Here is a 20,509-nt window from a genome sequence, read left to right as displayed (position 1 = left end):
TATGCACTCGGTACCAATCATTGCTGCGATTCTCAAGTTTGCGGACCGGCTGCGCTTCCGCCAGCTGTTTCTGCTTACCGGGACGCTGTTTCTACTCGATCTTGTGATTCCCGACATGATCCCTTTTGCCGATGAACTGATACTTGGCCTGCTCACCCTGCTGTTTGCCGCCTGGCGTAAACCGAAGCAGGAGCAAAATGCCATTGAGGACAAAAGCGGTAACTGAGAGCAGTAATTGACCTCATACTGCAGCCAGGTATGCTGAGGCTGAAGGGGATCCATCTCGTCATCGGCAAACCCTGCGCTGAGCTATACTTCCATGACATGGAGTAAGTCGTGTCTGATTCAGGTCCCAGCTCAATCCCGGAAATCACCCTGCAAGGTCAGGGGCTGACCAAGGTCTATCACACAGGCAGTGTTGATGTACACGCCCTGCGTGGGGTCGACCTTGAGTTGAGAGAGGGGGAGCTTGTAGTACTGCTGGGCCCTTCCGGCAGCGGTAAATCCACCCTGCTCAACATCCTCGGTGGTCTGGACAGCCCCAGTAGCGGCGAAGTCACCTTTCGCGACATGCGGATCAGTGCCGATGACGAATCCACCCTGACCCGTTACCGTCGTGACCATGTGGGCTTTGTGTTTCAGTTCTATAACCTGATTCCGAGTCTCACCGCACGGGAAAACGTCTCCCTGGTTACCGAGATCGCCAACCGCGCCATGGATCCGGCCGAAGCCCTCGCTCTGGTTGGCCTGGCGGAACGGCTCGACCACTTTCCAGCCCAACTCTCCGGTGGTGAACAACAGCGGGTGGCGATCGCCCGGGCGATCGCCAAACGACCGGACATCCTGCTCTGCGACGAACCCACAGGCGCTCTCGACAGCCAGACCGGCATCCTGGTGTTGGAGGCGATTGAACGGGTCAACCAGGAGATGGGAACCACCACCGCAGTGATCACCCACAACAGTGTCATCGGCGAGATGGCGGACCGGGTGCTGCACTTTGCCGACGGACATGTTGCGGATTATCAGGAAAACAGCCTCCGTAAAGGGGCGCATGAATTGAGCTGGTGACAGAATCATGCGTGCCCTTAATCTAAAACTGATACGCAACCTGTGGAAGCTGAAGGGACAGGTATTGGCAATTGCGGTAGTAATCGCTTCCGGTGTGGCGGTTCTGGTAATGTCCCTGTCAGCATTGCAGGCACTCCAACAGACCGCTACAGCCTATTACGAGAGGCAGCGTTTTGCCGATGTCTTTGCCAACGTGAAGCGCGCCCCGCGCCGACTGGTGAATCAGATCAGCACACTCCCCGGGGTCCGCTCGGTGGAGGACAGAATCAAACAGATGGCCACCCTCTCCATCGATGGATTCGAAGAGCCGGTGATCGGTCAACTGGTCTCCATTCCCGAACAGGGGGAGCCGCTGCTCAACAACCTGGTACTGAGATCGGGCCGGCTGGTCAGCCTGGATCATCCGGATGAAGTGGTGCTGAACGAACCGTTTGCCGAGGCCCACGATCTGCAACTCGGCGATCAGCTCAAAGCCCTGATGAACGGCCACCAACGCAGCCTCACCGTGGTAGGCATCGCCCTCTCCCCTGAATTCATCTATACCATGGGGCCAGGCGCCTTGATGCCGGACGACAAACGTTTCGGGGTGATGTGGATGGGCCGGGAGGCCCTGGCTGCCGCTTATGATCTGGAGGGGGCCTTCAATGAAGTCAGTCTGGGGCTACTGCACGACAGCAGCCCCGAGCAGATCATCGTCAAACTTGACCGACTCCTCGAAGCCTATGGCAGCCATGGTGCGATCGCCCGCAAAAACCAGATTTCAAACTGGTTTCTGATGAATGAGATCGAGCAGCTGAAAACCATGTCGACCATTCTCCCCACCATCTTTCTTGCAGTTGCAGCGTTTCTCGGCAATATGGTCATGAGCCGCCTGATCGCCACCGACCGGAGCGAAATCGGTCTGATGAAGGCCTTCGGTTACAGCAACTGGCAGGTCGCCTGGCACTACACCAAGATGGTAATGGCGATGTGTGGTGTCGGCATTGTTCTGGGTTGGCTGCTGGGTGCCTGGCTGGGTCGGGTCAACACCGAAATCTATGCCGACCTGTTTCGCTTCCCATTACTGATTTTCCGTCCCGATCCAGGGGTCTTCGCGATCGGCGCGGCGGTCAGTCTGATTGCCGCCCTGGCAGGCTCACTTGGTGCCGTCAGACATGCGGCAACTCTGCCGCCGGCGGAAGCGATGAGCCCACCGGCACCCCCGATGTATCGCAGCAGCCGCTTCTCTCAAAGCCGTTTCGGTTTGTGGCTCGATCAACCGACCCGGATCATACTGCGACAGATCATGCGCTCCCCGTGGAGGTCACTGCTGACCAGCATCGGCATCGCCCTGTCGGTATCCGTGATGGTGATGGCACTGCAATGGATCGATGCCATCGAAGAGATCATCGAGGTTCAGTTCCACCAGACACAGCGACAGGACATGACTGTCGGTCTGGTCGAAAGCCAGTCGGATCAAACACTGCGTGAGATCCGCCGCCTGCCCGGGGTATTGGCGGCTGAACCGATGAGAAGCAAGAGCGCTGATCTGAAGGCGGGACACCTGAGCCATCGTGGCGGCATCGAGGGAGTCACCGACAATCCGCGACTGCAGCGAATCTATGATGCTCAGGGAGCCGTCGTCACCATACCTCCGGAAGGCTTGATTCTCTCGACCAGGCTGGCAGAGAAGCTGGATGTTCAGATTGGTGATTCCGTTTGGGTTGAAGTACTGGAAGGTAAACAGCCGAAGGCGTTGATACCGGTGATAAGTCTGTTCGAGACCTATATGGGGATGCCTGCCTACATGCATATCCGGGCCTTCAACAGATTGATGGGAGAGAGCGCCAGTCTCGAGGCGATCAACCTGTTGGTGGACAAGAACCAGCTGAGCCAGCTCTATCGCAGCTTGAAATCACTGCCCAAAGTCTCCGCAGTGACCCTCAAGGATGCAGCCGTCGAGGAGTTCAACGACACCATGGCTGAAATGCTGATGGTCTATATCTCCTTTTTTGCGGCCTTTGCCTGCGCACTGGGATTCGGCGTGGTTTACAACAGTACCCGGATCGCCCTTTCGGAACGGGGCCGGGAGCTGGCCACCCTGCGGGTGTTGGGCTTCCACTCTGGTGAAATCTCCTACATTCTGCTGGGTGAGGCAGCGCTGCTGATTCTGGTCGGACTGCCACTGGGCTGCCTGATGGGCCATGGTCTCGGATGGCTGATGACCAACGCGATGAATACCGAACTGTTTCGAATACCACTGGTGATCAAGGCCGCCACAGATGCCACCGCCGTACTGGTTACACTGGGCGCAACCGCTTTCTCCGCAGCTGTGGTCAGAAGGCGGCTTGACCATCTCGATCTGATTGCCGTATTAAAAACTCGTGAGTGAATATGAGCGCACACTGGAAACGTATCTTGATTTGGGGCGTAGTGAGTCTGGTTGTCCTGGCGTCACTGGTCTGGGCCTTCCAACCGAAACCGATTGCGGTTGACCTGATGACCCTGCAACCGGGGGAGCTTGTTGTAACGATCGATGAAGAGGGAGAGACCCGGGTCAGGGATGTGTTTACCCTCTCTGCACCGATCAGTGGCCGGGCGATGCGCATCGAGGCCGAAGTCGGCGACAAAGTGATTGCCAATGAGACTTTGCTGGCGGAGATCGAACCCATCGATCCAACCCTGCTCGATCCGCGCAGTGAAGCCCAGGCCAGAGCCGACATCCGCGCAGCTGAAGCGAACCGCATTCTGGCGGAAGCTGCGGTGAAAGAGGCCCGGGTTGAGCTCGATTTCGCACTCAGTGAACTCAACCGATCCCGTCGACTGCATACCGAGGCGGTGATCTCAGCAAGAGAGCTGGAATCCGTGCAACGGACCTATCAAACCCGCCAGGCTGCGTTGGAGACCGCCGTCGCCAATCGTCAGGCGAGACAGGCGGAACTTGACCGCGCCAACGCCCAACTGATCTCTCCCACGCAACCTCGTAGCAATGCAGAGGCGTGCCAATGTGTACCGATTCGTGCACCCGTCAACGGCCGGATCCTGAAAATCCAACATAAGAGTGAAGGGGTGGTCAGTGCCGGCGAGCCCCTTTTGGAGATTGGTGACCCGGACAAACTTGAGATTGTGGCTGACCTGCTCTCCTCCGATGCAATCAAGGTGGAAGCGGGGCAGCAGGTCTATATCGAAAACTGGGGCGGTGACCAAACACTCAACGGTGTGGTAAGGCGGGTTGAACCTTTCGGCTTCACTAAGGTATCGGCCCTTGGCATTGAAGAGCAGCGGGTCAATGTGATCATCGATTTCACCTCACCGCATGCGGAATGGAATCGGATCGCTCATGGCTATCAGGTGGATGTAAGGATTGTGCTATGGCGTGGTAAACAGGTACTGAAATTACCGCTCACCGCGCTGTTTCGGGATGGCAAGCACTGGTCAGTCTTCATCGAACAACAGGGTATGGCAGAACAGCGTCGGATCACCATCGGCTATCGTACCGGATTTGAAGCGGAGGTGACTGAAGGGCTAAGCCCGGGTGAACGGATCATTGTCCACCCGAGCGACAAGATCAAACAAGGTATACTGCTTGAAGGCAGAGAGTAGACTCACTTATTGACTGCCTGGGCCTGACTCCCCTCAGCCCAGAGTATGGCATTGCCATCGACACCGATGGATCGGGCACGGCCACTGGTCTTGGCGGAATACATACGATGATCGGCCAGCTCAATCTGCGCCTTCCAATCATTGACGTTGTCTTCCTGAACTTCAGCCACACCGATACTGGCCGTCACCGGCCCTCCTTCAGGACGCTCCCCAACACCTGCCGTCATGATTCGACTCACAACCTCATTCGCTTCCCTGGGATCAGCGGTAGGTAATACCACAACAAACTCCTCACCACCCCAGCGAATCACACTGTCCCCTTTACGCACACAGTTACAGATCTGTTCAGATGCGGTCTTAAGCACTTTGTCACCGGTATCGTGCCCGTAGGTATCGTTTACCGCTTTGAAGTTATCCAGATCGAAGTAGAGAATCGACATCGACCCGCCCCCCATGGAAGCCAGTCGAAACTGCAGATCAAGAACTTCTATGCCGGCACGTCGGGTAAGCATACCGGTGAGCACATCGTAACTGGCGCGACTGACCTGTGAGAGCATGTAGCGCAACTGGGTCAGGGAGGAGAACAGCGCCACTCCGAGGATCAGGATCAGCAGCCACATGGTGGAAACCGCCTGAGGTATTTCAGCTTCACTACCGGGAAACGCTGAAACCAAGGTAACCAGAAACAGGGGCACTGCATAGGCGAGGAATTCAAACAATGTTAATGGAAAGAGCGTTAATCCAGCCACCATTACAAACGGCAGCAAGCCGTAAAGCCCGGCAATGATCTGCTCCTGACTGGTGAGCGGATAACCCTCAATCCAATAGCCTGAAGCGAGATAGAAAATCGGGGTTACCGCGAGCATACCGGCCAATAGCAGGCGCGCCAGTTTCATGGTCGGTTGGCGACGGGACAACCAGGCCAGGATGGCGAAAACAATACCGGATACAGCTCTGATCGTCAGCAGACCGCCCCACAGGGCGCTGGGCAGAAAGAGCAGATCGATGATCGACCAGGCCGGTACCAGTACCGCAAAAACAACACAAAAGAAGAATACCCGGCTCTGGATAATCGCAGCCCGGTGTCCGGAGATTGGCAGACCATGTTCCTTGGTCGTGAACAACTCGTAGAGTTGATCTTTGGTATATATCCCTAGTGATTCACTGATCGTTATATACATTTTCTCAAAACTGATCATTCCGTTAGATCCCACAACATCGTGGCCGTCACTATAGCGCCTGTCACCTGAATTACTTGATCGTTAAACAAGCAATCAGTGATCCAGATCAACAGCCCCATCCATTGTATCCACACAAACACAGTCGATAGGTTCCACCGACCGGGAGGACTCGATCATCAACCGCAGAACCACGACAAATTAAGCCAGCCATTCTACATGGTTTTACCTCTACATCAGCGAAGAATCCTGTAAATTGTTCTATATTTATTGTGCTAGATCAGTTAAATCGATTGACTGAGTTGTGTCATCGGGTGTTCGTTTAAGTCAAATGCTCAAAGCGGCAACAGAATATTAGAATGAAAGAATAATTGATTATGCATCAGGTTGATGTATCAACAGACTCTTAAACGCCACATCCCTGCCCCATTGATCCCATGCCGATCAGGGGTCAACGACCAACAGGATTGGTCGTCGGTAGATTGAGCGACAGGGCATAGACCAGGAAAGTTATGGAGAGAGACATGGAGAGGCTGGCGCAAAATTTCTTTCAATTTTTCAATCCGCGCTACGCCGCTTCCCGACATCAAAAGCGTTTCAGTTACAGTATCCGCTACAAAGTCTATGCAGAAGAGCTAGGCTGGGAACCGTCCAGCAGCAGCCGACTTGAAACAGACCACTGTGATGACTATTCCCACCACTGTCTGCTTGAACATATCCGTAGTGGCGATGTTGCGGGTTGCGTCAGATTGGTGGTCCCGTCCGCGGACAGATCCGATAGCTACCTGCCCTATCAGTTGCACCAGATTCCCAACATAGAGAGCGATCGCCTGTTGCAAACCCACCCTGAGGATATCGGCGAAATATCCCGGCTGGCTGTACCACTCCATTTTCGGCGCAGGGCCAACGAAGCTGGCAAACCGTTTATCCTGGATAGTCACAACACAAACAAAATATATACTGAAGAGGAGCGACGAAATTTTCCCAATATTGCCATCGGTCTCTATTTGTCATCGATCGCCCTGGTCGATCTATGTCGACTCAAGTTGGTGCTGGTGGTCATGGAACCCAGACTGCAACGCCACCTGAATCGTTACGGACTTCAGTTCCACAAGATCAGTGACGATTTTGAACTGCATGGCAAACGGGCACTATTTGAGCTGCCGAGCAGTGAGCTGACCAGCAACATGCCTGACGACATCAGGCTACTCTACGATCTGATCAAACAGAATCTTGCGCAACAACCCTGGCAATTCCCTGGCAACAATTTGCAATTACACTCGAATGAAACACTTTGATTATCAGCTGGCGTTTTCAAGGAATATCGGCTGGGTTACCGAATCGGAGCAGCAGCAACTCGGCAAAGCCCGTGTTGCCATAGCAGGCTTGGGGGGTGTGGGCGGCAGCCACCTACTTACCCTGACCCGACTTGGAATAGGTCAATTCAATCTGGCCGATTTCGATCATTTTGCAGTTGAAAACTTCAATCGCCAATCAGGAGCAAATCTCAACACAATTGGTAAACCTAAGCTCGACACCATGATTGATGCTGCCCTGGCAATCAATCCGCAGCTTGATATCAAGCCTTTTCCCCGAGGTGTGAAAGCGGATCAGGCAGAAGCGTTTTTACAGGATTGTGACATCTACCTGGATGGCCTCGATTTCTTTGCCATGACAGCAAGACGGGCTGTGTTTGCCGCCTGTTATGAGATGGGTCTGCCTGGGGTAACAGCAGCACCATTGGGAATGGGTTCGGCTCTGCTCTGCTTCTTGCCCGGCGAGATGAGTTTCGAATCCTACTTCCAGCTTCAGGATGTCGATGAGTATCAGCAATATCTGCGATTCCTGGTCGGCCTGGCCCCGGCGAGATTGCACCAGGCTTACCTGGTTGAACCACAGCGCATCGATCTGCTGGCAAAGCGTGGCCCCTCTACCGCCATGGGCTGCGAAATCTGCGCTGGATTCGCCGCCAGTCAGGTATTGAAACTGCTGCTCGGACGAGGAGCCGTTACGGCGGCCCCTTGGGGATTGCAGTTCGATGCCTACCAAAACCGGCTCGCCAAAACCTGGAGACCCGGCGGGAATCGTCATCCTCTGCAGCGTCTGGCAATCTGGTTCGGCAGCCGCCAATTAATCGCTGCCGCGAAACAGGCTGAAACCAGCACCACCTAAACCCTGCAAACAGTGATCTTCGAATTGCCGTAACAATAAGCTGGAGATTGATAACTATACTGAAAGGTTAATCCCCGGAGGACTCATGCACCATACAGATTTTCGCCAAAATCTATACTTAGCCCTGATCGTCATGCTGATCTCGATCAGCCCACTTAAAGCGGAGGAATCAGCCCTTCACTACGACCTGGTAGAGTTGAATGCCTACGCTACCATGGAGGTGGATAACGACACCCAGACTGCCGTCCTCTACGCACAAAGGGAAGGTACCGACCTGAAGCAGCTTACTGACCAGATCAACCGTCTGATCGCGGAAGCTGTAAAAACAGCAAAACAGCGCAATGAAATCAAGGTCAGCACGCTGGGCTATCGAACCTCCCCCCGCTATCAACAGCAACAGCTTATCGGCTGGAGGGTTCGCCAATCGATTCGGCTGGAGAGCCAAAACAACCATGCGATGAGCAATCTGTTGGGCAGTCTGCAATCCAAATTGGCTCTGGAATCCCTCAGCTACTCCATCTCTGCAAATCAGCGTCAGACCGCTGAGGAGACCCTTACCGCACAGGCGATCAGCGCTTTTCGCAAACGAGCCGAACAGATCACTGAGCATATGGGGCGCAGCAGGTATCGCCTGGTTGAGTTGACGCTTCAAACCATTGATCACTCCCCTGGGCCCTACCCGATGCGCGCCAACATGATGGCCATCGAGGGACGGGCATCCTCCCCCACTCTCGAAGGAGGCAGCCAGACTCTGAGAGTGGATGCGAATGGAAAGATCGAACTACAACTGGAGTAACTATCGACTCAACAGGGGTAGGAAAAAATCAGTCCTTTGTATCCTACATGAGGTTACCGGCAGCCCCACTGCCTCAAAAAATAGGAATGGCAATCACAGAGAACACCCTGAGCAGTAAAAAAAACCACACCGACGACGCTACATTATTTAGCAACACCGCAAAGCAGCGTTCAAACTCTATCTATCAGTGGCAATATACGTGAGTTAAGAGTCATCCTGTCAACGCCGTTCTCCCTATGAACCCTTTGCTGACTGCTTGTGGATGACAGATATTAATTACGTGATACAAACACAGATTTAAACTCTTGAAGAGCCTATGGGTATCCAATCCAGGGCAAGGATGCTATCAGTACTGCTGATCTTGGTCTTAAGCGGTCAATTGACTGCTGGCACTGCAGAAGAGGGGTCAACATACGCTATCGGTGTTCTGGCCAAACGGGGGGAGTCGATCACCCTGCAGCGCTGGTCAGAAACCGCAGACTACCTGACACAGAAGATAACCGATGCCCGGTTTCGAATCGTGCCTCTGCCGTTTGAAGAGATCGAACCGGCAATCCAATCCAAACAGATCGATTTTTTACTCGCCAACTCCGGAATCTACATCAAAGCCGAACATGATTTCCGAGCCTTCCGCATTGCCACCCTGATCAACAAAGTCGGCGGTCATGCCGAGGAGCGTTTTGGCGGTGTCATTTTCACCCGCAAGGACAACCAGACAATCCAGGCTTTATCTGATCTGAATGGCATAACATTCGGCGCAGTCAATCCGACCTCGCTTGGCGGTTTTTTAATGGCCAAACGAGAACTGCAACGCCATAATATCGACTTGGACAAGCAGACAACACTGCACTTCTTCAATACCCATGACGCCGTGGTCGATGCCGTGATAAACGGTAAGGTAGATGCTGGAACGGTACGCAGTGATACCCTGGAAAAGATGTCAGCCAGTGGAATGGTTAAATTACATGAGATCAAGGTACTCAACTTACAGACAAACCAGGGCTTCCCCTATCTGCTCAGTAGCCAGCTCTATCCGGAATGGCCGATAGCAGCCCTACCTCATACACCCAAAACGATTGGCGAGAAGGTCTCCATTGCCCTGCTGAATATGCCAAAGGATCATCCTGCAGCCGTGAGCAGCGGTACTTTTGGCTGGACGGTACCGGCAAACTATGAGTCTGTGCATGAACTCTACAAAAGTTTGAACATTCCACCGCACAAGCGTCTCCCTCCCACGTTGATTGAATGGACCGATCACCATCCAATTGCAACAATCATGACAGTGGCGTCTTTGCTGTTGATCGTAATCTCATTGGTGCTGCTCACTGAAAATAACCGTCGGCTGCGGAGTACCCAACGCCGGCTCTCCGACACGATCGGCAAGTTACAGTCAACCGAGGCGAAACTGAAACACAATCTTTCCCAGCTACAAGAGAGTGAAAACAAGTTCACCCAGTTGGCCGAATCCGCACTGGATGCAATCATCATGCTCGATCCTCAGGGAAAAATTGAGTTCTGGAATCCAGCGGCAAGTAAAATATTCGGCTATACAGCAGAACAGGCGGCAACCCTGACTATCGACCAATGGCTATCAACAGACCAGCAGTCAAATCCGATTCTTGAGCATATCGGCCGGTGTGACAAGCCTCTATCCGGCACCCTATTGGAACTCGATGCAATACGACAATCCGCCGAGACCTTTCCAATCGAAGCTGCCATATCTTCAGTCACCCTGGACAAGGGATGCCATGTCATCTGTTTGATACGGGACATTACCCAAAGAAAGGTCATGGAGACAGAGCGGGAGCAGCTTGCCCTGCAACGCACGCAGCACCACAAAATGTCGGCTTTGGCCCAACTGGCGGATGGCATCGCCCATGAGATCAATACCCCCATACAGACTATCAACAACAATCTGAGTTTCATTGAAGAGGCCCATCAGGATACCCATGACCTGATATCGACCTACCTGGCGCTGATTGCGGCTATCGAGAACAAATCCGATCTCTCGACGAAGCTGGAGGCCTGCAATGAGAAGCGGGAGGAGATCGACCTGGAGTATCTCAATGAAGAGGTCGCAACCACCATCCGCCAGTGCCACCAGGGCACTGAGCAGGTCTCCAGAATTGTTCGCTCAATGCGTATTTTTACCTCCGACAACGCCGTCCATGAGCCTACCGACCTGAATAAACTGATCAAGGATATCGTAGGGATCAGCCGCTATCAGTGGGAACAGATTGCTGAGCTGGAGACAGACCTGGATGAATCCCTGCCACTGGTGACCTGTTCACCCAGCGAGATGCATCAGGCCCTGATCAATATCCTGATGAATGCGGTCCAGGCATTGGAAGAGAATGCAAAACAGCAAACCGGGAAGATCACCATCTCCAGCCGCCAGCAGGGCCGGTTTGCCCAACTTGCCATCTCGGATAACGGTGACGGTATTCCCGAATCAGCGCAGGATCAGATCTTCAATCCATTCTTCACGACAAGGGATGTGGGTGAAGGAACCGGGCAGGGGCTCACACTAAGCCACGATATCGTGGTACGAAAACACAAAGGGAAGCTGAACTTCAACACAGAAGCCGGCGTCGGTACGACTTTCCTGCTTCAATTGCCATTGGATCAAACCGATCAACCCATTGACAAGCCTATGAAAACCTTGAATTAATCCGAGCTGCACCAGCCTCTCCATGGAATCGACTCTGAAAGGAATTCAGTTTTATTAGTTAATCATTATATTACTTAAAAAAAAGTAACTCCCGCCGATATCCTATTTACCTGTAATCAATAACTCCTGCAGTTCCCTGCGAGGATCACATCATGTTTGGCTTAAGTAATAAAAAGACCCTCACCCTTCAAGCAGAACAAATCTCTCAGCAGGACGCTAGGATTCAGGCACTGGAACATGAACTGGCCGCTGTCAAAGGGGACAACGACACACTCCGGCAGGAAAAGGAGAAACTGCAGAGTAAAGGAGAACTCGATCAACAACTGTTTGCAAATTTATCCAGCTTTGGTGAGTCATTCAGCCAACTGCAACACTCCCTGAACCACACCGCAAACTCGATGAAGGAAGAGAAGCAGAGCGCCATCAAAGGTTCAGAGATCTCCTCCCAGGCCATCTCCGGAGTTGAGGTGATGAGCAGCGAAATCGATAACGTAACCACCATCTCCCGGGAAAGCTCCGACAGCGTGGTGAAACTCAGCACCATCGCGGACAGTATCAGCAACTTTGTCAGTATCATTCAGGGAATTTCCGAACAGACCAATCTGTTGGCACTCAACGCTGCGATTGAAGCGGCCAGAGCCGGTGAGATGGGACGGGGTTTTGCGGTGGTAGCCGATGAGGTACGCAATCTGGCTGGCAGAACCCGAGAGGCAACCACAGAAATTGCCGCGCTGGTAGATACCATCACCCAGGAGACAAAAAAATCTGTCGAGACCATGTCATCGGTAATGGATGTCACAGAAAGTTTCCAGAGTCAGGTGACCGAATCCATACAGATGATCAAGAAGCAGTTCGAGCTATCCAAGGAGATGGAGAGTGCCATCGCCTCGACGTCACTGCGAACTTTTGTCGAGTTGGCCAAACTCGACCATCTGATCTTTAAGTTCGGCATCTATAAATCATTCATGGGACTCACAGAGCCGGAACCCAATCAGTTAACAGATCACAGAAACTGTCGTCTGGGCAACTGGTACTACAACGGGGAAGGTCAGGATTGCTTCTCCCAGCTCAGTGGTTACCGCGAGATCGAGGCACCCCACCTTGATGTGCACAAGAATGGCAAGTTGGCGATGGAATATGTCAAGGCTGGTGACCACAAAAATGGCCTCGGCGCGATATCCAAGATGGAAGAGGCCAGCCTGCTGGTACTGTCAAGTCTGGAAGATCTGGCCCGCGCCGGTGAGAGCAATTCCAGCATCCTCTGCACCAGCGACCATTAAGCGCCTCATCGACTGCCGATTCTCAACAGAATCGGCTGGATAACCAATAACCCGCTGACCCGAGTGGTCAGTGGGTTGGTCTCAATTACAACACATTATTACTGACCATCAACCAGAGCTGTGGCGCGTTCAACCATTTTATCGACGATGGCGTAGATTCCCACATGCCTGCTGGGACTGAGATGCTCTTCCAGCCGCAGACGTTTAAACAGACTATCCACATCCATATTGCTGATCTCCTCCAGACTGCGATAGGAGAGCAGATCGATCAGTACCGCCAACACACCTTTGATGATAGCGGTATCACAGTCCCCCTGAAAACGGATCAAACCCGACTGACCGGGATCCAGCTGAGCCGCCACGTGCACGGTACTCATGCAGGGCTTAACCCAATTCTCCTCAGTCTTAAGGGCAGCCGGCATCGGCGGCAGGTTTTCACCCAACTCGATCAGGTATTGATATCGGGTATCCCAATCATCAAGAAACTCGAAGGTTTCGACGATTTGCTCAATGCTTTCTGCTTCAGACAGAGTGGCCATATCCGCTCCTCTCCATGCACAATATAGAGCCGACGCCCGAATCGGTTGCATCCAGATTTTTAACCATGCTGCTGATCAAGGCGGAACTGTCAGGATTGAATATTTCACACGCTGAATGATTCACCACAACCACAACTCTGTTTCACATTGGGGTTGATAAACTCAAAGCCCTCGTTGAGCATATTCTCTTTGACAAAATCGATGGTCATCCCATCCAGCATGGGCAGACTCTGATGATTCACCACAATCTTCACTCCATGACTTTCAAATACATGGTCATCCGTATCGACCTGCTCCGCATAATCCACCACATAGGCAAAACCGGAACAGCCGCTCTTTTTCGTTGCCAGGCGCAGCCCGATGCCCGAGCCGTGGCTGGATAACATCTTGCTGACATGTTCAGCCGCTCTGTCAGTCAACTGTATGGACATTTCGACACCTCTTCGATCCCGGTCATGCAATAGCCATACTGCCTGCCAGGAATCAAATTATTACAAACACTACAGCAGCCCGAGCTTCATCTGTGCCTCTTCACTCATCCGCTCCTTGCTCCAGGGTGGACTCCAGACCAGATGAATGACCGCATCCTCAACACCAGGTACCGCATCGATCACACGCCCCACCTCATGGGGTAGGGTTCCAGCCACAGGACAGGCTGGTGCGGTCAAGGTCATATCGATCTCCACCCGACCCTGATCGTCAACCTCCAGTCGATAGATCAAACCCAGATCATAAATATTGACAGGAATCTCCGGGTCATGAACCGTGCGCAGAGCTTCAATCAATTGATCCCTGCTCGGAGCACGGCGCTTCCCCTGACCAGGCAGCAGTGACTTTACAACCTCAACCAAGCGACTCATGACTCGTCTCCGGCTCCGTAAAACCGACAAAGTTCATGCGTCTGTTGAGCAGCTCGATCAAAGCCTGGTGTTCAAACTTGTCGACGACTTCCGCCAGGAATCCCTGACACAACAGAGCCCGGGCCTGCTCCTCATCGAGCCCCCGGGAGCGCAGATAGAAGATCGCCTGATCATCCAGCTGCCCGACGGAGGTGCCATGACTGCAGACCACATCATCAGCCAAAATCATCAACTGGGGTTTGGTATCCACCTCTGCCTGTCTCGACAACATCAGATTGGCATTATGCAGATGGGCTTCACTTTTCTGCGCCCCCTTACCGACCTGTATCAAACCATCGAATACCGCTCTGCCGGAACCACGCAAGATCCCTTTGAAGTTCTCCCGGCTGCTGCAGTTTGCCAACTGGTGGTCTATATCGAGATGAAAATCGGCCAACTGCCCATCATCCACACAATAGAGACCATCCAGTTCACAATGGGCATCGGGTTGTTGAAAACGATTTGATATAAAGGTGCGTGACCAGCAGCCACCAATCGCTGCCATTACTCCGTAGTAGGCCGCCTGGCGCTGCAGTGCGATATGCAGATCACTCAGATGATAGGCCTGACCACTCTCCATCTGAATGCGCTTGTGATTCAGGCTGGCCTGTTCAGCCAGGCTGATCTCAACCACCTGATGGTTAAAGTAGCTACTCTGTTGATCCTCTGAGACAAAGCGTTCGATCAACTCAGCCTGGCTGCCCCGCTCCATCAGGATCAGATGACGGGTAGATAATTTACGCCCTTCTGCACTGGCCGTGCTCAAGTGAAGCAACTCCATTGGCCCATCCAGCCTGACATCCTGGGCGATCTGTATCACTACCCCATCTTGAAAACCGGCCAGATTCAACGCGGCAAATCCATCATCACCCAAGCCTGACAGACTGCCCACCGCCTCCAACACCTGGCGATCACCTTTAGCCATGGCCGCTTTGAGGCTGGTCACCCTGACCCCTTGCGAGGGATAAACAGAGTGTTCGTCAATGAACTGGCCATCGATAAACACCAACCGCCCCAGCGTGGCAAGTGGTAACAGATGGCTTTGAATCCCATCGTCCCGATCCCTTTGCGAAACCTTGGCCGGAGCAATAAAGCCCTGCTTTAGCAGCCCCTCCACACTGGTGTAACGCCAGGCTTCCGAGCGTCGATCGGGAAAGCCCAGCGTTTCAAACCGTTCCAGGGCGGCCAGACGCCGGTCTATCATCCAATCACCGGAACTCATGGGCAGAGTTTCGATACCCTGCAGTGTCCCACTCTTGTAGTCACTCAGGGAGGGGGTCATGCCGCGGCCTCCTCGAGTAACCAGCCATAGCCTCTGGCTTCAAGCTCTAAGGCCAGATCCTTACCACCACTGCGTACAATCCGACCATTCGCCAACACATGCACCTTGTCCGGTTGAATATAGTCGAGCAGCCGTTGATAGTGGGTCACCACAATCATGCCCCGCTCCGCTGTACGCAACCGATTGACGCCGTCCGCCACCGTCCTTAAGGCATCGATATCGAGCCCTGAGTCGGTCTCATCGAGGATCGCCAGTTTTGGTTCGAGCATCGCCATCTGCAGAATTTCGTTGCGTTTCTTCTCACCTCCGGAGAAACCTGCATTGACGGATCGTTTCAACAATTTTTCATCGAGCTTCACCTGTTTGGCCTTCTCTTTCACCTGCTTCATGAAACTCAGGGTATCGATCTCAGGTTCACCCCGTGCTCTACGCAATGCATTCATGGATTCGCGCAGAAAACTCATATTATTCACTCCGGGCAACTCCACCGGATACTGCATTGCCAGAAACAGACCTTGCTGGGCCCGCTCTTCCACTTCCAGTTGCAACAGGTCTTCACCCAGATAGCGGACCTCACCGCCGGTTACAGAATAACCGTCACGACCGGCCAGAATGTGCGCCAACGTACTCTTGCCTGAACCGTTCGGTCCCATGATGGCATGCAACTCTCCAGGCTCCACCTGAAGGTCCACACCTCTGAGGATCGCTTTCCCGTCCACGCTGGCTGTTAAATTCTTAATGGCTAACATCTCATTACCTCATAAATACTGTAGAGAATCGCATCATCCACAGCTCTGATGATTCCGTTACCAAGCTAACCGACCGCCCCTTCGAGACTCACGGCGAGCAGTTTCTGAGCCTCGACTGCAAACTCCATCGGCAATTCCTGGAAGACCTCTTTACAGAATCCGTTGATGATCATCGACACCGCATCCTCTTCCGTGAGTCCTCTTTGCCGACAATAGAAGAGCTGGTCCTCACTGACCTTGGAGGTGGTGGCTTCATGTTCCACCTTGGCGGTTGGATTCTTCACCTCGATATAGGGAAAGGTGTGGGCGGCGCAGCGGTCACCGATCAACAGAGAGTCACAACGGGTGTGGTTACGCGCGTTCTCCGCTTTACCGGCAACTCTCACCAGACCTCGATAGGCGTTACTGCCCTGCATCGCGGAGATACCCTTGGAGACAATCGTGCTACGGCTGTTTTCACCGATATGAATCATCTTGGTGCCGGTATCGGCCTGTTGATAACCCTTGGTTACAGCAACCGAGTAAAACTCACCCACGCTATCCCGGCCACGCAGAATGCAACTGGGATATTTCCAGGTGACCGCGGATCCTGTCTCAACCTGTGTCCAGGAGATGTGCGACCGATCCCCGCGGCAATCTCCCCGTTTGGTGACAAAGTTGTAGATTCCCCCCTTGCCCTCCAGATCCCCCGGGTACCAGTTCTGCACGGTTGAATACTTGATCTTTGCATCCTCCATCGCCACCAGTTCAACGACCGCAGCATGGAGTTGGTTCTCATCCCGCATCGGCGCAGTACAGCCCTCCAGATAACTCACCTCACTACCCGCTTCTGCAATGATCAGGGTACGTTCGAACTGACCGGTTTTCGCTTCATTGATGCGAAAATAGGTGGAGAGCTCCATCGGGCATTTCACCCCTTTTGGTACATAGACAAAGGTTCCATCACTGAACACGGCGCTATTGAGTGCGGCGAAAAAGTTATCCTTATGGGGCACGACAGAGCCCATATATTGACGCACCAGTTCCGGATAATCCCGTAACGCTTCGGAGATTGCGCAGAAAATCACACCCGCTTCAGCGAGCGTCTCTCGAAAGGTGGTAGCCACGGAGACACTGTCGAACACCGCATCCACAGCTACGCCGGCCAACGCCTTTTGCTCGTCGATCGAGATTCCGAGCTTTTCATAGGTGGCAAGAATTTCCGGATCGACTTGATCCAGACTCTCAAGCTTCGGAGACTGCTTCGGCGAGGAGTAGTATGAGATCTGCTGAAAATCGATTGGCGGATGGTTGATCACTGCCCAATCGGGTTGATCCATTGTCAACCAGTGCCGGTAGGCTTCGAGACGTTTTTGCAACATCCAATCGGGCTCCCCCTTACGCTCTGAAATGGCACCTACCACCGCTTCATTCAGACCAGGTGGAAAGGTGTCCGAATCAATCTGAGTGACGAAACCCTGGGCATATTCACCCGCAATCAATGCCTCCATTTCGCTGTTTGTCTGGCCCATTTATCGACTCCTTTAATGCTGACTGTGAAGAGAACGGGTGGTACAGATAGCTCCACAGCGCCTGCTGCCGAGGTAGAGACAGGATAGAGTCGCAACGCTACCGGCCAGCATGAAAACCACTGCCAACTCTGTAGCGGAAAGCAGCAGAAACAGCAGGCCGAAGCCGATACTGAGAAGGGTTAAGAAAACCACCGGCCCACCACAACAGCGGACAGAAAAGAGAGGTAAGAGAGTAACCATCCAAACACATCCCAGCCTTTCAAAAACAAGGCGATCAAAGTAATAACTTAGTAATATAGTCAGGTATTATGGTTTGCAAGTGCAAAACACAATCCAATTTCAGGGGAATAGTGGGACCAGTTACATATAAGTCTAGATATTCACTTAATTATCAACAGCATAGAACGACCTAAGCCAGTCGATAAAAAAGCCTATACCCTAATAGGTTAAGGGTTACACAAGCGCCGGGGCTGCAGGCTCAAGCGATGAATCGAGCTACTCTTCCAGGATCGATTTGACACCCTTTGATATCAGGCGCTCATAGAGAAATTTCTTTTTGCCGTCCACATCGACGCCCAGACCATCCAGCATGGTAAACAGATCGTCAATGATGATTTCGGAGATATGCTGACCATCACGCAGTGACTCTTCAAGATCACTGTTCATCGCCAGCATGCAGGCCAGTGCGCCAATCAGATTCAACTCATCGAGGGAGTTTTCGGAGGTTTCCAAAGGTAGACTGTCAGAGGATGGAATCAGCGGTTGACTTTCGGAGGGAGGAGTCAGCGATTGAGTGTCTGGTGACGGATCGACCGGAACACCTGGCTTGATGCCGAACCTGTCGCATATTTGGTGCAGATCTTCATGATAAAAACTGATATCCGAAGGGTAATTGTAGGCACTACTACCCTTGTTGACAGAAAGGCCGATGAGCAACTCATCATCAAATACCAAAAATTTCTGAAACAGCTCTTCTCTGACAACCCCGTTGATACTCATGTGGTGATCGATCAGTGCGCTGCTGCAGGTCACCGGCAAGCCCCGTTTCAGTTCATTGACATCCGTTGGATAGAGTCTGAGATGGCCATCCACATAGACCCTCTCGTAAGAACGCTCCTCTACCTCGACCGAGGCAAACCCGGCAAAATGAAGATAGAGTTCCTCGATCTCACGCAGAATTTTTTCATCACCAACAAAACGGCAGGCATCCTCCCAGGATAAAAATGTTTCATCATCATTGGCAATGGTCATGGTGCATCCTTCTCCTAAACATCTGCGGCCCCGGCAGCATGACCATTGATTCTAATCCCTTAGCTGTACCAAGCAAAATCAGATTTCAACCAACCCCTGTTGCACCATCCGACTGTTGTCTCTCCATGCCGATCAACACTCAACCAGATTCACCGCCAGACCTCCACGTGAGGTCTCTTTATATTTGGTCTGCATATCGGCACCGGTCTCCTGCATGGTCTTGATCACCTTGTCGAGGGAGACGAAATGGGAACCATCCCCTCTCAATGCCATACGGGCTGCATTGATCGCTTTCACTGCACCCATGGCATTACGTTCGATACACGGCACCTGCACCAATCCGCCCACCGGATCACAGGTCAGGCCCAGATTGTGTTCCATTCCGATCTCGGCTGCATTCTCAACCTGCTGGGGGGTGCCTCCCAGAACTTCGGTCAACGCCCCGGCCGCCATTGAGCAGGCCGAGCCCACTTCTCCCTGACAACCCACCTCGGCACCGGATATCGAGGCGTTCTCCTTGTAGAGAATGCCGATCGCGCCGGCACATAACAGAAAACGCACAACACCCTCTTCATTGGCACCCGGAGAGTATCGCCAGTAGTAGTGCAGTACCGATGGGATGATTCCAGCCGCCCCATTGGTTGGCGCGGTGACGACTCGGCCACCGGCGGCATTCTCTTCATTCACCGCCAGCGCGAACAGGTTGACCCAGTCCATGGTGCCCAGGGGTACGGTACTCAGCTCGGCATCGTTGCTCAGTTGCCGGAAAAGTCTTGGTGCTCTGCGCTTGACCTTAAGGCCGCCCGGCAAGAGACCCTCCGTTTCACACCCCTTCTCGACACAACGCTGCATCACATGCCAGATTCTCAAAAGCTGCTGGTTGATCTCTGTTTTATCCCGCCAGGCCAACTCATTTTCAAGCATCAACTGACTGATGGAGAGGCCGTTGGCCTCACACTGATCGAGTAACTCCCTTCCGCTTTTGAAAGGATATTTCAGTTCAGTCTGCTGCTCGACAATCTGCGGTTCGCCCTGCTCATCGGTCTGTACCACGAATCCGCCACCAACCGAGTAGAACTCACCACGCTTCACAGGTTCTCCCGCCTCATCCAATGCAGTGAACAGCATCCCGTTGGGATGCAGACCCAGCTGTTTGCGGCGATAGAAGACCATATCCCGATCGGGGTCCAGCTCGATCACCTGCCCTCCATGGAGCTTGATCTGCCGCTCCACCCGTACCCGATCCATGCGCAACGAGATCGCGTCCACTTCAACCTCTTCAGGTGTCTCACCCTGTAACCCGAGGATCACCGCCTTATCCGTACCATGCCCCTTACCGGTTGCACCGAGTGAACCGTAGAGCTCGATCTTAAGCCTGCTTGTGCCGGCCAACAGACCGGCCTCATCGAGCTGCTCGATAAAGCGTTTTGCGGCCAGCATCGGTCCTACCGTATGGGAACTCGATGGTCCGATGCCGATTTTGAAAAGATCGAACACACTGACCGACATATCATTCTCCTTTCACTTCTAG

General features: G+C 53.1%; 19 protein-coding genes and 1 pseudogene. 10 read left to right on the top strand and 10 right to left on the bottom strand.

The features are described from left to right. Window position 1: 1 nt before the first annotated feature. From A3193_RS17840 to A3193_RS17825, 4 genes are all read left to right on the top strand, one after another. The gene (locus tag A3193_RS17840; protein ID WP_069015423.1) at window positions 2-226 is read left to right on the top strand and encodes a DUF6116 family protein; all 225 of its coding nucleotides are present in this window, start codon (window positions 2-4) and stop codon (window positions 224-226) included. Between the two features lie 110 nt (window positions 227-336). Further along, window positions 337-1,068 carry an ABC transporter ATP-binding protein gene (locus tag A3193_RS17835; RefSeq protein WP_069015422.1) on the top strand — a complete coding sequence of 244 codons (732 nt, stop codon included), beginning with the start codon at window positions 337-339 and terminating at the stop codon, window positions 1,066-1,068. A 7-nt stretch (window positions 1,069-1,075) separates the two neighbouring features. Then, window positions 1,076-3,439: an ABC transporter permease gene (locus tag A3193_RS17830; RefSeq protein ID WP_069015421.1), complete on the top strand. Its 2,364-nt coding sequence runs from the start codon at window positions 1,076-1,078 to the stop codon at window positions 3,437-3,439. A gap of 2 nt (window positions 3,440-3,441) precedes the next feature. After that, window positions 3,442-4,650, top strand: a complete 1,209-nt coding sequence (locus A3193_RS17825; protein ID WP_069002921.1) for an efflux RND transporter periplasmic adaptor subunit — start codon at window positions 3,442-3,444, stop codon at window positions 4,648-4,650. Window positions 4,651-4,652: 2 nt separating this feature from the next. Here the strand turns inward: A3193_RS17825 and A3193_RS17820 are convergent, their stop codons facing one another. Continuing rightward, a complete protein-coding gene (locus A3193_RS17820; RefSeq protein WP_162273667.1) occupies window positions 4,653-5,774 on the bottom strand; it encodes a GGDEF domain-containing protein in 1,122 nt (373 codons plus the stop codon). Window positions 5,775-6,340: 566 nt separating this feature from the next. Between A3193_RS17820 and A3193_RS17815 the strand changes: the two genes are divergently transcribed. From A3193_RS17815 to A3193_RS21155, 6 genes and pseudogenes are all read left to right on the top strand, one after another. Then, window positions 6,341-7,126, top strand: coding sequence for a PEP-CTERM/exosortase system-associated acyltransferase (locus tag A3193_RS17815; RefSeq protein WP_083218838.1), 786 nt, complete (start codon window positions 6,341-6,343; stop codon window positions 7,124-7,126). After that, on the top strand, window positions 7,113-8,000 hold the full coding sequence (locus A3193_RS17810; RefSeq protein ID WP_069015420.1) for a ThiF family adenylyltransferase: 888 nt from the start codon (window positions 7,113-7,115) through the stop codon (window positions 7,998-8,000). The genes A3193_RS17815 and A3193_RS17810 overlap by 14 nt, the downstream gene beginning before the upstream one ends. Window positions 8,001-8,085: 85 nt before the next feature. Beyond that, window positions 8,086-8,796, top strand: coding sequence for an SIMPL domain-containing protein (locus A3193_RS17805; RefSeq protein WP_083218110.1), 711 nt, complete (start codon window positions 8,086-8,088; stop codon window positions 8,794-8,796). 340 nt (window positions 8,797-9,136) lie between these two features. Further along, on the top strand, window positions 9,137-11,467 hold the full coding sequence (locus A3193_RS17800; protein ID WP_069015419.1) for a PhnD/SsuA/transferrin family substrate-binding protein: 2,331 nt from the start codon (window positions 9,137-9,139) through the stop codon (window positions 11,465-11,467). A gap of 152 nt (window positions 11,468-11,619) precedes the next feature. Then, window positions 11,620-12,282 (top strand): annotated as a pseudogene (locus A3193_RS21160) (methyl-accepting chemotaxis protein); the annotation flags it as partial. Continuing rightward, on the top strand, window positions 12,256-12,747 hold the full coding sequence (locus A3193_RS21155) for a CZB domain-containing protein (RefSeq protein ID WP_479686397.1): 492 nt from the start codon (window positions 12,256-12,258) through the stop codon (window positions 12,745-12,747). The pseudogene A3193_RS21160 and the gene A3193_RS21155, both read left to right, overlap by 27 nt. 98 nt (window positions 12,748-12,845) lie before the next feature. Here A3193_RS21155 and A3193_RS17790 read toward each other — a convergent pair whose 3' ends face one another. The 9 genes from A3193_RS17790 to A3193_RS17755 all read right to left on the bottom strand — a co-directional run bounded on the left by A3193_RS17790 (window position 12,846) and on the right by A3193_RS17755 (window position 20,487). After that, on the bottom strand, window positions 12,846-13,286 hold the full coding sequence (locus A3193_RS17790; protein ID WP_069002926.1) for a SufE family protein: 441 nt from the start codon (window positions 13,284-13,286) through the stop codon (window positions 12,846-12,848). Window positions 13,287-13,390: 104 nt separating this feature from the next. Continuing rightward, complete coding sequence (locus A3193_RS17785) at window positions 13,391-13,717, bottom strand: HesB/IscA family protein (RefSeq protein ID WP_069015417.1); 327 nt, start codon at window positions 13,715-13,717, stop codon at window positions 13,391-13,393. A gap of 69 nt (window positions 13,718-13,786) precedes the next feature. Next, entirely contained in the window at window positions 13,787-14,146 is a 360-nt protein-coding gene (locus tag A3193_RS17780; RefSeq protein ID WP_069002928.1) for an SUF system Fe-S cluster assembly protein, read from the bottom strand. Then, window positions 14,130-15,467 carry a Fe-S cluster assembly protein SufD gene (gene sufD / locus A3193_RS17775; protein WP_083218836.1) on the bottom strand — a complete coding sequence of 446 codons (1,338 nt, stop codon included), beginning with the start codon at window positions 15,465-15,467 and terminating at the stop codon, window positions 14,130-14,132. The genes A3193_RS17780 and sufD overlap by 17 nt, the downstream gene beginning before the upstream one ends. After that, a complete protein-coding gene (gene sufC / locus A3193_RS17770) occupies window positions 15,464-16,216 on the bottom strand; it encodes a Fe-S cluster assembly ATPase SufC (protein ID WP_069002929.1) in 753 nt (250 codons plus the stop codon). Before sufC ends, sufD begins: the two co-directional genes overlap by 4 nt. A 65-nt stretch (window positions 16,217-16,281) precedes the next feature. Further along, window positions 16,282-17,727 (bottom strand): Fe-S cluster assembly protein SufB, encoded by a 1,446-nt coding sequence (sufB, locus tag A3193_RS17765; protein ID WP_069002930.1) that lies wholly within the window; start codon window positions 17,725-17,727, stop codon window positions 16,282-16,284. A gap of 12 nt (window positions 17,728-17,739) precedes the next feature. Then, window positions 17,740-17,919 carry a hypothetical protein gene (locus A3193_RS20475; RefSeq protein WP_139116864.1) on the bottom strand — a complete coding sequence of 60 codons (180 nt, stop codon included), beginning with the start codon at window positions 17,917-17,919 and terminating at the stop codon, window positions 17,740-17,742. Window positions 17,920-18,222: 303 nt separating this feature from the next. Next, window positions 18,223-18,978, bottom strand: a complete 756-nt coding sequence (locus tag A3193_RS17760; RefSeq protein ID WP_069015416.1) for a hypothetical protein — start codon at window positions 18,976-18,978, stop codon at window positions 18,223-18,225. A 132-nt stretch (window positions 18,979-19,110) separates the two neighbouring features. Beyond that, window positions 19,111-20,487 (bottom strand): L-serine ammonia-lyase, encoded by a 1,377-nt coding sequence (locus A3193_RS17755; protein WP_069015415.1) that lies wholly within the window; start codon window positions 20,485-20,487, stop codon window positions 19,111-19,113. Between the last annotated feature and the right edge of the window lie 22 nt (window positions 20,488-20,509).

It is taken from the genome of Candidatus Thiodiazotropha endoloripes (assembly GCF_001708965.1).
Lineage (GTDB): Bacteria > Pseudomonadota > Gammaproteobacteria > Chromatiales > Chromatiaceae > Thiodiazotropha > Thiodiazotropha endoloripes.
The sequence above is the reverse complement of the archived record's forward strand: the minus strand, read 5'-3'. Positions and strand labels throughout refer to the sequence as shown.

Coding starts and splice junctions, on each gene's coding strand:
- sufB (WP_069002930.1), bottom strand. CDS start 17,727: ATGGGCCAGACAAACAGCGAAATGGAGGCATTGATTGCGGGTGAATAT.
- A3193_RS17800 (WP_069015419.1), top strand. CDS start 9,137: ATGCTATCAGTACTGCTGATCTTGGTCTTAAGCGGTCAATTGACTGCT.
- A3193_RS17790 (WP_069002926.1), bottom strand. CDS start 13,286: ATGGCCACTCTGTCTGAAGCAGAAAGCATTGAGCAAATCGTCGAAACC.
- A3193_RS17805 (WP_083218110.1), top strand. CDS start 8,086: ATGCACCATACAGATTTTCGCCAAAATCTATACTTAGCCCTGATCGTC.
- A3193_RS17825 (WP_069002921.1), top strand. CDS start 3,442: ATGAGCGCACACTGGAAACGTATCTTGATTTGGGGCGTAGTGAGTCTG.
- A3193_RS17830 (WP_069015421.1), top strand. CDS start 1,076: ATGCGTGCCCTTAATCTAAAACTGATACGCAACCTGTGGAAGCTGAAG.
- A3193_RS17760 (WP_069015416.1), bottom strand. CDS start 18,978: ATGACCATTGCCAATGATGATGAAACATTTTTATCCTGGGAGGATGCC.
- sufC (WP_069002929.1), bottom strand. CDS start 16,216: ATGTTAGCCATTAAGAATTTAACAGCCAGCGTGGACGGGAAAGCGATC.
- A3193_RS21155 (WP_479686397.1), top strand. CDS start 12,256: ATGGATGTCACAGAAAGTTTCCAGAGTCAGGTGACCGAATCCATACAG.
- sufD (WP_083218836.1), bottom strand. CDS start 15,467: ATGACCCCCTCCCTGAGTGACTACAAGAGTGGGACACTGCAGGGTATC.
- A3193_RS17810 (WP_069015420.1), top strand. CDS start 7,113: ATGAAACACTTTGATTATCAGCTGGCGTTTTCAAGGAATATCGGCTGG.
- A3193_RS17780 (WP_069002928.1), bottom strand. CDS start 14,146: ATGAGTCGCTTGGTTGAGGTTGTAAAGTCACTGCTGCCTGGTCAGGGG.
- A3193_RS17785 (WP_069015417.1), bottom strand. CDS start 13,717: ATGTCCATACAGTTGACTGACAGAGCGGCTGAACATGTCAGCAAGATG.
- A3193_RS17815 (WP_083218838.1), top strand. CDS start 6,341: ATGGAGAGAGACATGGAGAGGCTGGCGCAAAATTTCTTTCAATTTTTC.
- A3193_RS17755 (WP_069015415.1), bottom strand. CDS start 20,487: ATGTCGGTCAGTGTGTTCGATCTTTTCAAAATCGGCATCGGACCATCG.
- A3193_RS17840 (WP_069015423.1), top strand. CDS start 2: ATGCACTCGGTACCAATCATTGCTGCGATTCTCAAGTTTGCGGACCGG.